A 12,892-nucleotide genomic window follows, 5' to 3' on the forward strand; every position below is an offset into this window, starting at 1 on the left:
GTCAGCGCAGGCAGCCCGGACGCTTCGAGGTCAGGGCGACGGTACGGACCGCGCGGCCGTGTCGGACCGTGACCGTCGCGCGGACCGTGCCGCGGGCCTGCTTCCTCTTCAGGAACGTCACCTTCCGGGCCACGGAGAACGGCGCACGGCGATCGGTCGCGACCCAGCGGCGGCCCACCCGCAGGCTCGTGCGGGTGACGAGTCCGTGCCCGCCGCTCACCCGAGCGGTCAGCTGCTTCCGCGCGCCCGAGCCGGTGCAGACGGCTCGCAGTCGCAGCGTCGGGACGGCAGCGCCGACGCGTTGTGCGGAGGTGACGGGCTGCACGGGCCCTGACCTCGGCGGGATGGGCTTCGGTACGGGCGAGGTGCCGGGGTCGGGCCTCTCGTCGACGGCCTCCGGACGGATCGTCGCCAGGACCTTCGCCGCCATCTGCGTCATCCCGAGCGCCGAGGGGTGCACGGGCGCCCCGCCGTCCTCGAGGGCCTCGAGGCCGCGGATCCACTGGTCCGCGGGCGGGGCGCACGCGGAGTGGTCGTCCCAGCCGTCGATCGCGCGCAGGTCGACGAAGGTGAGCCCCTCGTCCGCGGCGACCGCCGCGATGGTGTCACTCACGCGGTCGGCCACGCCCTGGAGGCGGGCGAGGTCGGCGACCGAGGCGTTCCCCAGCTGCTCACACGCCCGCTCGGGCACCATGACCCCGTAGCCGACGGCCACGATCCGGGCGCGGGGAGCGCGCCGGCGCACGTCCGCCACCACGGCCCGGTACACGGGACGGAGAGCGTCGATCTGAGCGTTCACGGGCGCGATCGGCTCGCTGCTGCACCCGTCGGTGAGGCAGCGCCAGGCCAGCCCCGGCAGGTCCACGTCGTTGCCGCCCATCGGGCCGATCGTCACGAGCGTCGTGTCCGGTGCCAGGGCCTCGAGCTGCGCCGGGTTCAGGGTCGCGTTGGCCTGTTGGGGCTCCCAGTAGTGCGTCGTCCTCGCCGCACTGCAGCTGGCGTCGGTGAACGTGGCGACCTCGAGGGCGGTGGCGACGAGGGTGGCGAGGTTCCGCTCGCTGCGTCCGCAGCCGACGTTCCGCACGGGGCCGATGCCGGGTCCGGCGGTGAACGAGTCGCCCAGGGCGACGAAGTGCTCTCCGCTCGTGCCGCGGTCCCACACCCGCGTGACGCCCGCCTCGGACGCGCGCGCGGGGGCGTGGGTGGTGAGCAGGCTCGTGGCCAGGGCCGTCGCGAGAGCGATGCCCACGGCACGGCGTCGGGGGAGGGTCACGGTCGGTCCTCTCGCGTCGCGCAGCCTGTGACTTGAGGATACCCGTGTGACGGCTGTGACTGGGCCGAATTCGCCAACAGCCGGTCCAGGCACGCGACAGGGCCGCCGCCCCGGGGGAGCGGCGGCCCTGAGGGCTCAGCGGGTCAGCGCAGGCAGCGCGGCTGCTTCGCCGTCACCGAGGTGGCACGGACGACCTTGCCGTGGCGCAGCACCACCTTGGCGCTGATCCTGCCGCGGGCCCCGCGCAGCGACTTCACGGTGCGGGTGACGGCGTACGGCGCCCGTACGTCGCTGCCGACGGACGTGCGACCGATGCGGAAGTGCGCACCGGCCACGAGTCCCCGTCCGCCCGTGACGCGAAGGGTGACGCGCGGGTTGCGCTTCGGGCCGTGGCAGACGGCGCGCAGGCGCACGGTGCGGGCTGCGGCGGCGACCCGGCGCTCGGCGGCGCGTCGCGCGGTGACCAGGGGCTCGATGGTCTCGAGGGCCATGGCCGCCATCTGCGCCATGCCAGCAGTCGAGGGGTGCAGCGGCGCGCCGTCGTTGTAGGTGGCGAGACCGCGGACCCACTGCTCCTCGGGCGGTGCGCACGCCGAGTGGTCCTGCCAGCCCTCGATCGTGCGCATGTCGACGAACGAGATCCGCTCCTGCCGTGCGACCTGTCCGATCGTGTCGCTGAGGCGGTCGATCATCCCCTGCAGGAAGGCCAGGTCGGCCTCGGTGGCGTTGCCCAGGGCCGCGCAGCGCTCGCGCGGGACGTAGGTGCCGTAGCCCACGGCGACGATGTCGGCGCGCGGCGACCGCTCGCGCACGTCCTCGATCGACTGGCGGTACACCGGGACCAGCGCGTCGATCGCCGCGTGGAACGGAGTCGGGTCGAGCGTGCTGCACCCCTGGCTGATGCAGGTGTTGGCCAGGCCGACCAGGCCGACGTCGTTGCCGCCCATCGTGCCGAGCGTGACGAGCGTGGTGTCGCGGTCGAGGGCGTCGAGCTGCGCCGGGTTGGTGTACCCGCCGAGGGTCTGGGGGTTCCAGTAGTGGGTCGCGAGGGCGGCGCTGCAGCTCGCGTCGGTGAACGACGCGATCCTCAGGTCGGCGGCGACGAGGCGCACGAAGTTCTTGTCGCTGCGGTAGCAGCCGTCGAGCTGCTGGGGGATGCCCGGACCCGAGACGAACGAGTCGCCGAGCGCGACGTAACGCTCCGTCGCCACCGGAGCGGTGCCGCCCGACGAACGGGCGCGCTCGGAGGCGGAGGCGGGGGTGGCGGCGACGAGGCCGGCGGCGAGGGCCAGCGCCGCGAGGGCGGCCGGAATGCGAGGGGTGGAACGGGACACGGGTACTCCTCCAGGGCTCCACTGTGACGCGCGTCACGTCGGGTGTGGCGACGCTATCACTGAGTGGCCGACGGCTCAGTCCAGCAGGTAGCGGCGCTCCGGGCGCCCGGCCGTGCCGTAGCGGAGCCGGACCGTCGCGCGGCCCGTGGAGACGAAGTGCTCGAGGTAGCGGCGGGCGGTGACGCGGGACAGGCCCACCCGCTCCGCCGCCTCCGCGGCCGAGACCTCGCCGCCGCCGGCCAGCGCCGTGAGCAGTGACGCCGCCGTCTCGGCGCTCAGGCCCTTGGGCAGGGGCGTGGCACCGCCGCGCCCGCCACCGAACGCGCGGTCGATCGCCGACTGATCGGGCTCGGACTCGGTGCGCAGCGCCGTCAGCGATCGGGCGACCGCCCGCAGCCGCTCAGCCAGCTCGGGGTACTCGAACGGCTTCACCAGGTACTGCTGGGCGCCGCCGAGCAGGGCCGCACGGACGATGCCCGCGTCGCGCTCGGCGGTGACCATGATGACGCCCACCCCGTGCCCGGCCGCGCGCAGCGAGCGCAGGACCTCGATGCCGTCCATGTCGGGCAGGTGCACGTCGAGCAGTACCAGGTCGGGGGAGAGGTCAGCGACAGCTCGGGGCGCCTCCGCGCCGGTGCCGGCGGTCCCGGCCACCTCGAAGCCGTCCGTGCGCTGCACGAACCGTTCGTGGATCCGCGCCACCATGAAGTCGTCGTCGACCACGAGGACGCTGATCACGTGCCGCTCCCCGGCAGCCGGACACGGAAGGTCGCTCCGGGGCCGCCCTCGTCGAGAGTCGCCGCTCCGCCTCGGCGCGTCGCGATGAGGCGGACCAGCGGGAGTCCGATGCCGCGTCCACCGAGGACCTCGGGCTTCGTCGAGAACCCGCGCGAGAAGATCGTCCCGGCGATCTGGTTCGGCACGCCGGGCCCGTCGTCGCTCACCACGACGTCGATCGTGCCATCGTCCTCCTCGGTCAGCCGCACGACGACCTGGTGCCCGTGCCCGGCGCGACAGGCGTCGATCGCGTTGTCGACGAGGTTGCCCAGCACGGTGGTGAGGTCGGCGGCCAGGTCGGGTCCGAGCGTCCCGAGGCGGGACGCCTCGTCGATCCGCAGCCGCAGTCCCGCCTCGCTCGCCTGGCTGGCCTTGGCTGCCAGGAGCGCGGCGACGGCCGGGTCCTGCACCGCCTCGCGCAGGTTCGTGTCGAGGACGGCGCGCTCGCGCGTGAGCGTGCCCAGCAGGCTCGCGAGCTCGTCGTACTCGCCGAGCTCGACGAGTCCGGAGATGGTGTGCAGCCGGTTGGCGAACTCGTGGGTCTGCGCGCGCAGTGCGTCGCTGATCGACAGGTTCGAGCTGAGCTGCTGCTCGACCTCGACCAGATCGGTGCGGTCGCGCATCGTCGTGACGCTGCCGATGCCCATGCCGCGGCTGGAGGCGGCGCGCCGGTTGACCACCAGCACCCGGTCGCCGGTCAGCACCACCGCGTCGCGGGCGTCGGCGTCGCCGGCGACCAGCGCCGTCAGCTCGGGGTCCAGGCCGAGCGTGTCGATCGGGCGGCCCACCGGGTCGCCCGAGACGTCGAGGAGGCGACGGGCCGCGTCGTTCATGACCGTGACGGTGCCGGCGTTGTCGACCGCGACGACTCCCTCGCGGATGCTGTGGAGCAGGGCGTAGCGGTGGTCGGCGAGCGTCGCGATCTCGTCGCCCGCCAGCCCGCGGGTGCGTCGCTTCAGCAGGCGCGACACGGCCCACGTCCCGAGGCCGCCGAGCAGGGCGCCCAGCCCCAGGTACAGCGCGAGGTCGCTCGCCGAGTCGGTCACGCGGTCCCACCAGGACGGGTACGCCTGCGCGGCGACGGCGATGCCGACGAGCGTGCCGTCGTCGGCGATCACGGGGGCGTGCGCGGTGACGTACCGTCGGCCGTCGCGCAGCTGGTCGCCGCTCCAGCCGCGGCCCTCGCGCACGCGGCTCTCGCCGAGGTCGATCCTCGTGCCGACCTCCGCCGGCTCGGCCGCGGCGATCACGACGCCGTCGACGTCGGTCACCAGGACGTCGGTCGCTCCCGACAGCGCCACGGCACGCTCGACGAACGGAGCGAGGGTCCGCGTGGCCGCCGGGTCTCCGATCGCCGAGCGCACGACCTCGCCGCCGGCCAGGTACTCCGCGACGGACCGCATGGCACTCCCGCGCTCCTCGGTGAAGGCAGCGGTGCTCTGGCGGAAGGAAATGATCGCGACGACGATCAGCACCGCCGCGACGACGGCCAGCTGCTGCAGCAGCACCTGCCCCGCCAACGTGCGGTGACGTCGCCCGGATGCTCCGCCCCGTCTGGCCACGCTGCGTCTGACCACAATGACCAGAACCTCCTTTGCGTCCGCAATCGTGACCCACGCCACAGGTGCGCCCATGATCAGGATGGAGCACGAGGAGGACCGATGACCACGTGGGAGACGACGGACCGGCACGGCCGGGCGCTCGGCATCGCCATGGCACTGGCACTGGTGGTGGCGATGCTGGCCGGCTGCGGTGTGACGCGCGAGGACGGCGACGACCCGGGCAACCGGCGGTTGCGCATGATGATCCCGAACAGTCCGGGCGGCGGCTACGACCTGACCGGCCGCGCCGGGGTGCGGGCGCTGGAGCAGAACGAGCTCACCGGGCGCTTCGAGGTCACGAACGTCATCGGCGCCGGCGGCACGGTCGCGATGCAGCGGCTCATGAACGAGCGCGGCGCCGAGGACCTGATGATGACGATGGGCCTGGGCGTCGTCGGCTCGGTCTTCACGAACGGCTCCGACGCCACGGTCGACAAGGCCACCCCGATCGCCCAGCTGGTCTCCGAGCCCGAGGGCATCCTCGTCCCGAAGGACTCGCCCTTCGAGACGGTGCAGGACTTCGTGGACGCCTGGAAGAAGGACCCGGGCGCCGTGACGATCGGCGGCGGCTCGTCGCCCGGCGGGCCCGACCACCTCTTCCCGATGCAGCTCGCGCAGGAGCTCGGCATCGACGCGAGGGACGTCAACTACATCACGTACGACGGCGGCGGACCGCTCACGACGGCGCTGCTCGGCTCCAAGATCGAGGTCGGCATGTCGGGGCTGGGCGAGTTCGAGGGTCAGATCGAGGACGGCTCCCTGCGCGTCCTGGCGGTCTCGGGCGAGGAGCGACTCGACACCGTCGACGCCCCCACGCTCAAGGAGGAGGGCGTCGACTTCAGCTTCATCAACTGGCGCGGCGTGCTCGCGCCGCCGGGCATCTCCGACCAGACCCGCGACGAGTACATCGAGCTGCTGACCGCCATGCACGACACGGACGAGTGGCGAGAGGCGCTGGAGCGCAACGGCTGGACCGACGACTTCGTCACCGGCGACGAGTTCGGCACCTTCCTGGAGGAGCAGAACGACCGCGTCGCCTCGACCCTCGAGGAGCTGGGACTCGCATGAACACGTCAGCCACCGCACCGCCGCGCCGGGTGGACACCGCCCAGTACGGCCTGGCGGCCTTCGTCGGCCTCGTCGGGGTCGTCGTGCTCGTCGACGGCCTCGGGCTCGATCCGGGCTTCGCCGACCAACCGGTCCAGCCCTACGCGTTCTCGTACGCGATCGGCGGGGCCCTCGTGGTCCTGGGCGGCCTGCTCGCCGTCGCGACGTGGCGCGGTGACGTCGCCGAGCCCGAGGAGGGTGAGGACGTCGACCTCAGCGGCGGCCTGGACTGGGCCACGCTGCTGCAGCTGGTCGCGGTGATCGTCATCGTGATCGCGCTGATCGGCTGGCTCGGCTGGGCCATCATGGGCGCCTTCCTGTTCGCGGCGTCGGCCCGGATCCTGGGCAGCCGCCGGCTCCTGCTCGACATCGGCGTGGGCATCGCGATGTCGTTGCTCAGCTGGTACGGCTTCTACGTCGGTCTGGGCATCCCGATCCCGGCGGGCATCCTGGACGGAGTGCTCTGATGGATCTGCTGATGGAGGGCTTCGCCAACGCCCTGACCCCGGAGAACCTGATGTACGCCGTGATCGGCGTGCTGCTCGGAACAGCCGTCGGCGTGCTGCCGGGCATCGGCCCCGCCATGACGGTGGCCCTGCTGCTGCCGATCACCTACAACGTGGATCCCGCCGGAGCGCTGATCATGTTCGCCGGCATCTACTACGGCGGCATGTACGGCGGCTCGACGACGTCGATCCTGCTCAACACCCCGGGCGAGTCCTCGTCCGTCGTCACCGCCCTCGAGGGCAACAAGATGGCGAAGGGCGGGCGAGCGGCCCAGGCGCTCGCCACCGCCGCGATCGGCTCGTTCGTCGCCGGCACGATCGGCTCGGTACTGCTGGTGGTGCTGATGCCGAACATCGCCGACCTCGTGGTGAAGCTGGGGGCGCCGTCCTACTTCGCGATCATGCTGTTCGCGCTGTTCACGGTCACCGCGGTCCTCGGCTCGTCCAAGGTGCGCGGGTTCATCTCGCTGTTCCTCGGCCTGACCATCGCCCTGGTCGGCTCGCAGACCGGCCAGGCGCGACTCACCTTCGGCCGGCCCGAGCTGGCCGACGGCATCGACGTCGTGGTCGTCGCGGTCGCGATCTTCGCGATCGGCGAGGCGCTCTGGGTGGCGGCTCACCTGCGTCGCCGGCCGCTCGAGATCATCCCGGTCGGCCAACCGTGGATGAGCCGCGCGGACTGGGGCCGGTCGTGGAAGCCGTGGCTGCGCGGGACCGCGTACGGGTTCCCATTCGGCGCCCTGCCGGCCGGCGGCGCCGAGGTCCCGACCTTCCTGTCGTACATCACCGAGCGTCGCCTGACGAAGCATCCCGAGGAGTTCGGCAAGGGCGCGATCGAGGGGGTCGCGGGACCCGAGGCGGCCAACAACGCCTCGGCCGCCGGCACCCTCGTCCCCTTGCTCGCGATCGGCCTGCCGACCACGGCCACCGCGGCCGTCATGCTGCTGGCGATCCAGAGCTACGGCATCCAGCCGGGGCCGCAGCTGATGGACACCGAGCCCGAGCTGGTCTGGGCGCTGCTCGCGAGCCTCTTCATCGCCAACGTGCTGCTGCTCGTGCTGAACCTGCCGATGGCGCCGATCTGGGCGAAGCTGCTGCGCATCCCGCGGCCGTACCTCTACGCCGGGATCCTCTTCTTCGCCGCGCTCGGCGCGTACAGCGTCAACTTCCAGCCGTTCGACCTGGGCATCCTGCTGGTGCTGGGCCTGCTGGGCTTCGCCATGCGGCGGTTCGGCCTGCCGGTCCTGCCGCTGATCATCGGCGTGATCCTCGGACCCCGCCTCGAGGAGCAGCTGACCACGGCCCTGGCCATCTCGCAGGGAGACATCAGCACCCTCTGGAGCGAGCCGGTCGCCGTGCTGGTCTACGTCCTCATGGCCGTCATCGCCGTGGTGATGGCGGTCGCGGGGTGGCGCCGGCGTGGGCACGACACGGACGAGATCGATCGCGTGCTCGACCGGGCCGCGGCGACCGACGCGGACGACATCTGAGAGGACGACGACATGACGATCGTGGTGGGCTACAGCCCCGACAGGTACGGACGGGCGGCGCTGGCGCACGGCGCCGCGGAGGCGACGTTGCGCGGCGAGCACCTGCTCGTGGTCAACGACACCCGCGGGGACGCCCTCGTCGACGACCGGTTCGCGCACGAGGACGAGATCGCGCAGGTCCGGGCGCGGCTGGCCACCCTCGGACTCGACGCCGAGGTGCGCCAGGAGGTGGTGCGCGACGTCGCGGAGAGCGTCGTCCGGGCCGCTGCCGAGGCCGCGGCGAGCCTCATCGTGGTCGGCGTGCGGCACCGCAGCCCGGTGGGCAAGGCGCTGCTGGGCAGCGTCGCGCAGCGCGTGATCCTCGACGCCCCGTGTCCCGTCCTCGCGGTCAAGCCGAACGAGGAGTCCGACGCCGTCTGACGCGGCGGGCGTGCCTACGATGTCGGGCATGCCCGAAGTCGTCGAGCGCGCCCGCGACCTGGTCGGGCGACTCCTGCACGGACACGGCGTCGTCGCCCGCATCACCGAGGTGGAGGCGTACGGCGGCATCGAGGATCCCGCGTCGCACGCCTACGTGAGGACACCCCGCTCGGAGATCATGTACGGCCCGCCGTGGCGCCTCTACGTCTACCGGATCCACGGCCATCACGCGGCCAACGTCGTCACGGGCCCGACCGAGCTGGCCGCCGCGGTGCTGATCCGGGCCGGCGAGATCGTCGAGGGGATCGAGCTGGCGCGCGAGCGTCGGGGTCCCGTGGCCGACCACGCGCTGGGACGGGGTCCGGGTAACCTCACGAAGGCGCTCGGCATCACGAGCCTCGACCTCGGCACCGACCTGCTCGATCCCGTGCCGGTGTTCCTGGGGGAGCGCGCCGACCGTCCAACCCTGGTCGCCGGGCCGCGGGTGGGCGTGCGGCTCAACGCCGACGCCCCGTGGCGCTTCTGGGCACAGGACGATCCCACGGTCTCGGCGTACCGGCGCCACCCGCGGGCCTGAGGCTCAGACCCAGCGCCGCAGGGGACGGACGAGGTCGAGCAGCCAGGCGACGGCCACCGAGATGACGACGGTGGCGAGGTAGACGGCGGGGAGCCCGACGGCCGGCCGGTCCTCGATCAGCGGGCCGAGGTCCGTCGCGGCGCGCAGGGTGTGCAGGACGAGGGCGTGGACCAGGTACACCCGGAAGCTCAGCTCCGACAGGCGCCGCACCAACGGCCACACGGGGCCCGGGCCCCGGTGACGCGTGGCGAAGAAGCCGAAGACGGCCACCGAGTAGAGCACGACGGGCGGGTTGAAGTTGCCGTACGCCGCGAACACGTCGGGATCGCCCGAGCGGGCCGCGTGCCACACCTCGAGGAAGCACCAGGCGAGTCCGGCCAGGGCGGCCAGGATCCAGACGACGCTCGGCACCCGGATGCGGTCCCGGTAGTGGCTGAGGGCGAAGCCGAGCACGAAGAAGCCGACGTAGCCGGTGGGCAGCGGCTCGAACGGCAACGCGTAGATCACGGGGAACTCGTCCGGCCACAGGAAGCGCCCCCAGCGGGGGAGGAGGTCGGCGATCAGCCACAGCGCGAGGATCCACGCGACGAGCCGCGCGCGCTGGGGCTCGGGACGGTCGGTGACGGCGCGCAGCAGCGGCACCACGAGGTAGACGCCGAGCAGCGCGTAGACGAACCACAGGTGGTACACCGCGGGCCCGGACAGCAGCGCGCGGGCGAACTCCTCCGGGGGCATCCCGAGGGGATCCGAGAGGCGACCGCCGACGCCGGGGAGGTCGCGCTCGTTCAGCGCGATGTTGGCGACGCTGTAGATGACGATCCAGGTCAGCGCGGCCACCGCGACGCGCAGGAACTGCGGCCGCAGGACGAAGCGCCGCACCGGATCGAGCAGCAGCGCGCCGGACGTCATGAAGAAGCAGTTGACCGCGAACCGGCCCCCGGCGTCGGCGAGGTTGCCGACGTTGAAGTTCGAGAACAGGTCCGGGTCGGAGGCCTTCCACGCGACGGCGACGGCCGCTCCGGTGTGGAGCAGGATCACGCCCAACGTCGCCACGACGCGCAGGTGGTCCAGCTCGTGACGCCGCGTGGAGGTGGCGGTGGTGCTCATGGCGGCACCTTAGAGGTCGCCGGACCCCTGCTCCTCGGTCGCCCCGTCGGTCGTCGGGGGCACGGCGCAGACGCCGTCGACGCACACGGGCGCCTCGTCCGCGCCGACGATCTCGAGCGGGTCGGTCATGCCGACGCCTCGGCCACCACGCGGTCGAGCACCTCGCGGAACGTCTCGGGCGCCTGGGCTCCCGACACCCCCAGGCGGCCGTCGAACACGAAGAACGGGACGCCCGCGATGCCGTAGGCGCGCGCCTGGGCGATGTCGGCCTCGACGTCCGGCGCGAACGTGCCGGCCTCGAGGTCGCGACGCAGGGCGTCGCCGTCGAGGCCCACTTCGGTCGCGAGCGTGACGAGCTCGTCGACGCGGCCGACGTGGCGGCCCTGCTCGAAGTACGCCGAGAGCAGGCGCTCCTTGAGCTCGCGCTGGAGCCCGTGCGCCTTGGCGAAGTGCAGGGCCTGGTGCGCCAGCAGGGTCTTGGTGTGCCGCAGGGCGTCGAAGTCGTACGCGAGGCCCTCCTCGGCGGCCATGACGGTCATCTGCGACAGCATCTGCTCGACCTGGGCCGGGTCCATGCCCTTGTGGTGCGCGAGGAAGTCGACCTCGCTGCCCTCGAAGTCGACCGGGGTGTCGGGCGCGAGCTCGAAGCTGTGGAACTCGACCTCGACGGCGCCGTCCCAGTCGGCGACGGCGCGCTCGAAGCGGCGCTTGCCGATGAAGCACCAAGGGCAGGCGATGTCGGACCAGATGTCGACCTTGACCGGGCGCGTGGGGGAGTTGTTCACGCTGTTGACAACGTCACGCAACGGTCGTGCCATTCCCGCGGCGGCTGCGCGATACGCTCGGCCCATGACCATCGCCGTCGCGTACCGCCCGGATGACTACGGACGCGCCGCGGTCCGCTGGGCCGCAGCCGAGGCCGAGGCGAACGACGAGAAGCTCGTCGTGATCACCGTCAGCGAGATCGACCCGGAGTTCGACGAGCCCGAGGAGATCGACCTCTCCGAGTTCATCGAGCGGTTCGAGCTCGAGGGGATCGACTACGAGGTCCGCCGCGCGGCCTCCCTGTCGGTGTCCGACGTCGTGATCGACGAGGCCGTCGCCGCCGGTGCCGAGCGCCTGGTCATCGGCATCCGCAAGCGCACGCCCGTGGGCAAGATGCTCATGGGCCGGGTCACGCAGATGATCCTGCTCGACGCGCCGATGCCGGTCATCGCCGTCAAGCCCTGATTCCCTGCCGCGACGGGTCTCCCGCCGCTCGGCGACCCCGGTGGGGGTCGATAGCCTTCGGTCCATGACCGACCACGTGATCGACGACCTGCAGGCGCGCGGCCTCATCGCGCACTCGACCGATCTCGACGCCCTGCGCGCCGAGATGGACGCCGGGCCGATCACCTACTACGTGGGCTTCGATCCCACCGCGCCGAGCCTGCACGTCGGCAACCTGCTGCAGCTGCTCACCGCCCGCCGTCTCCAGCTCGCCGGGAACCGGCCGCTGATCCTCGTCGGCGGCTCGACCGGCCTCATCGGCGACCCGAAGGAGTCGGGCGAGCGCGTCATGAACTCCAAGGAGACCGTCGCCGACTGGGTCGAGCGGATCCGCGGCCAGGTCTCACGCTTCGTCGAGTTCGGTGGGGACAACGGCGCCACGGTCGTCAACAACCTGGACTGGACGCAGCCCATGTCCGTGCTCGACTTCCTGCGCGACATCGGCAAGCACTTCCCGGTCAACCGGATGCTGGCGCGCGACGTGGTGGCCAGCCGGCTCGAGTCGGGGATCAGCTACACCGAGTTCAGCTACGTGCTGCTGCAGTCGATGGACTACCTCGAGCTGTACCGACGCCACGGTGCTGTCCTCCAGACGGGGGGCAGCGACCAGTGGGGCAACCTCACGGGTGGCGTCGAGTTGATCCGGCGGGCTGAGGGCGGCAAGGTGCACGCGCTGGCCACGCCGCTCATCACGAAGGCCGACGGCACGAAGTTCGGCAAGACCGAGAGCGGCACCATCTGGCTCGACCCCGAGCTGATGAGCCCGTACGCCTTCTACCAGTCCTGGATCCAGGCCGAGGACTCGAAGGTGGGGGAGTACCTCAAGCAGTTCACGTTCCTGCCCGTCTCCGAGATCGATGCCGTGATGACCGAGCACGAGGAGCGTCCGGGCGCCCGTGCGGCCCAGCGCCGGCTCGCGGCCGAGCTCACGACCCTCGTGCACGGGGAGGCCGAGACCAGGGCCGCCGAGCTCGCGTCCGGTGCCCTCTTCGGGCGAGGCGAGCTCGGTGACCTCCCGGAGTCCACGCTCGCGGCGGCCCTGCGGGAGGCGGGTGCGGTGGACGTCGAGCCGGGCACCTCCGTCGTCGACGCCCTGATCGCCTCCGGCCTGGTGGACTCCAAGTCGGCGGCACGCCGTGCGATCGGCGACGGGGGAGCGTACGTCAACAACGAGCGCGTCGACGACCCCGACGCGACCCTCGACCCCGAGCAGCTGCTGCACGGCAGCTGGGCGGTCCTGCGCAAGGGCAAGCGCTCGGTCTCGGGCGTTCGCGTCGGATGACGGCCCGCGGGCCGAAAAGCCTGCGATTGCAGGTGTGACGCAGGTTGCACGACCCCCGGTTTGCGTGATCAGAATCGGTGTGTGTAATGTTCTTCTTGTTGCGCCGAACAGCGCAGCGGAGCGCAGACCGAAGCGGTTAACGCCAGGAA

At 72.1% G+C, this 12,892-nt stretch carries 13 protein-coding genes; 7 read left to right on the plus strand and 6 right to left on the minus strand.

The window, feature by feature from the left end:
• Position 1: 1 nt before the first annotated feature.
• The 4 genes from AFL01nite_RS14360 to AFL01nite_RS14375 form a co-directional block, all read right to left on the minus strand.
• Positions 2-1,273 carry an SGNH/GDSL hydrolase family protein gene (locus AFL01nite_RS14360; protein ID WP_186813968.1) on the minus strand — a complete coding sequence of 424 codons (1,272 nt, stop codon included), beginning with the start codon at positions 1,271-1,273 and terminating at the stop codon, positions 2-4.
• Between the two features lie 143 nt (positions 1,274-1,416).
• Complete coding sequence (locus AFL01nite_RS14365) at positions 1,417-2,607, minus strand: SGNH/GDSL hydrolase family protein (protein ID WP_146828571.1); 1,191 nt, start codon at positions 2,605-2,607, stop codon at positions 1,417-1,419.
• Positions 2,608-2,682: 75 nt separating this feature from the next.
• A complete protein-coding gene (locus AFL01nite_RS14370; RefSeq protein WP_146828573.1) occupies positions 2,683-3,345 on the minus strand; it encodes a response regulator in 663 nt (220 codons plus the stop codon).
• Positions 3,342-4,892, minus strand: coding sequence for a sensor histidine kinase (locus AFL01nite_RS14375; RefSeq protein ID WP_222593548.1), 1,551 nt, complete (start codon positions 4,890-4,892; stop codon positions 3,342-3,344). Before AFL01nite_RS14375 ends, AFL01nite_RS14370 begins: the two co-directional genes overlap by 4 nt.
• Before the next feature lie 153 nt (positions 4,893-5,045).
• Between AFL01nite_RS14375 and AFL01nite_RS14380 the strand changes: the two genes are divergently transcribed.
• The 5 genes from AFL01nite_RS14380 to AFL01nite_RS14400 are packed head-to-tail and all read left to right on the plus strand — an operon-like array spanning position 5,046 to position 9,085.
• The gene (locus AFL01nite_RS14380) at positions 5,046-6,053 is read left to right on the plus strand and encodes a Bug family tripartite tricarboxylate transporter substrate binding protein (protein ID WP_146828577.1); all 1,008 of its coding nucleotides are present in this window, start codon (positions 5,046-5,048) and stop codon (positions 6,051-6,053) included.
• Entirely contained in the window at positions 6,050-6,559 is a 510-nt protein-coding gene (locus AFL01nite_RS14385) for a tripartite tricarboxylate transporter TctB family protein (RefSeq protein ID WP_146828579.1), read from the plus strand. Before AFL01nite_RS14380 ends, AFL01nite_RS14385 begins: the two co-directional genes overlap by 4 nt.
• Complete coding sequence (locus AFL01nite_RS14390) at positions 6,559-8,088, plus strand: tripartite tricarboxylate transporter permease (RefSeq protein WP_146828580.1); 1,530 nt, start codon at positions 6,559-6,561, stop codon at positions 8,086-8,088. The genes AFL01nite_RS14385 and AFL01nite_RS14390 overlap by 1 nt, the downstream gene beginning before the upstream one ends.
• Before the next feature lie 12 nt (positions 8,089-8,100).
• Positions 8,101-8,508 carry a universal stress protein gene (locus AFL01nite_RS14395; protein ID WP_146828582.1) on the plus strand — a complete coding sequence of 136 codons (408 nt, stop codon included), beginning with the start codon at positions 8,101-8,103 and terminating at the stop codon, positions 8,506-8,508.
• 28 nt (positions 8,509-8,536) lie between these two features.
• Positions 8,537-9,085: a DNA-3-methyladenine glycosylase gene (locus AFL01nite_RS14400; RefSeq protein WP_246119735.1), complete on the plus strand. Its 549-nt coding sequence runs from the start codon at positions 8,537-8,539 to the stop codon at positions 9,083-9,085.
• A 3-nt stretch (positions 9,086-9,088) separates the two neighbouring features.
• On the opposite strand, the gene AFL01nite_RS14405 is transcribed toward AFL01nite_RS14400, so the two are convergent.
• Both AFL01nite_RS14405 and AFL01nite_RS14410 read right to left on the minus strand, forming a co-directional pair.
• A complete protein-coding gene (locus tag AFL01nite_RS14405; protein ID WP_146828584.1) occupies positions 9,089-10,192 on the minus strand; it encodes an acyltransferase in 1,104 nt (367 codons plus the stop codon).
• Between the two features lie 125 nt (positions 10,193-10,317).
• A complete protein-coding gene (locus AFL01nite_RS14410; protein WP_281285745.1) occupies positions 10,318-10,977 on the minus strand; it encodes a DsbA family oxidoreductase in 660 nt (219 codons plus the stop codon).
• Between the two features lie 64 nt (positions 10,978-11,041).
• Here AFL01nite_RS14410 and AFL01nite_RS14415 point away from each other — a divergent pair, with 64 nt between their 5' ends.
• A complete protein-coding gene (locus AFL01nite_RS14415; protein ID WP_186813969.1) occupies positions 11,042-11,422 on the plus strand; it encodes a universal stress protein in 381 nt (126 codons plus the stop codon).
• A gap of 64 nt (positions 11,423-11,486) precedes the next feature.
• Positions 11,487-12,743, plus strand: a complete 1,257-nt coding sequence (gene tyrS, locus AFL01nite_RS14420) for a tyrosine--tRNA ligase (RefSeq protein ID WP_146828590.1) — start codon at positions 11,487-11,489, stop codon at positions 12,741-12,743.
• The last annotated feature ends 149 nt before the right edge of the window (positions 12,744-12,892 follow it).

It is taken from the genome of Aeromicrobium flavum, from assembly GCF_007992115.1.
Taxonomy (GTDB): Bacteria; Actinomycetota; Actinomycetes; order Propionibacteriales; family Nocardioidaceae; genus Aeromicrobium; species Aeromicrobium flavum.

Excerpts from the sequence above, each read along its gene's own strand:
- tyrS (WP_146828590.1), top strand. The coding sequence starts at position 11,487 with ATGACCGACCACGTGATCGACGACCTGCAGGCGCGCGGCCTCATCGCG.
- AFL01nite_RS14415 (WP_186813969.1), top strand. The coding sequence starts at position 11,042 with ATGACCATCGCCGTCGCGTACCGCCCGGATGACTACGGACGCGCCGCG.
- AFL01nite_RS14380 (WP_146828577.1), top strand. The coding sequence starts at position 5,046 with ATGACCACGTGGGAGACGACGGACCGGCACGGCCGGGCGCTCGGCATC.
- AFL01nite_RS14385 (WP_146828579.1), top strand. The coding sequence starts at position 6,050 with ATGAACACGTCAGCCACCGCACCGCCGCGCCGGGTGGACACCGCCCAG.
- AFL01nite_RS14390 (WP_146828580.1), top strand. The coding sequence starts at position 6,559 with ATGGATCTGCTGATGGAGGGCTTCGCCAACGCCCTGACCCCGGAGAAC.
- AFL01nite_RS14395 (WP_146828582.1), top strand. The coding sequence starts at position 8,101 with ATGACGATCGTGGTGGGCTACAGCCCCGACAGGTACGGACGGGCGGCG.
- AFL01nite_RS14405 (WP_146828584.1), bottom strand. The coding sequence starts at position 10,192 with ATGAGCACCACCGCCACCTCCACGCGGCGTCACGAGCTGGACCACCTG.
- AFL01nite_RS14400 (WP_246119735.1), top strand. The coding sequence starts at position 8,537 with ATGCCCGAAGTCGTCGAGCGCGCCCGCGACCTGGTCGGGCGACTCCTG.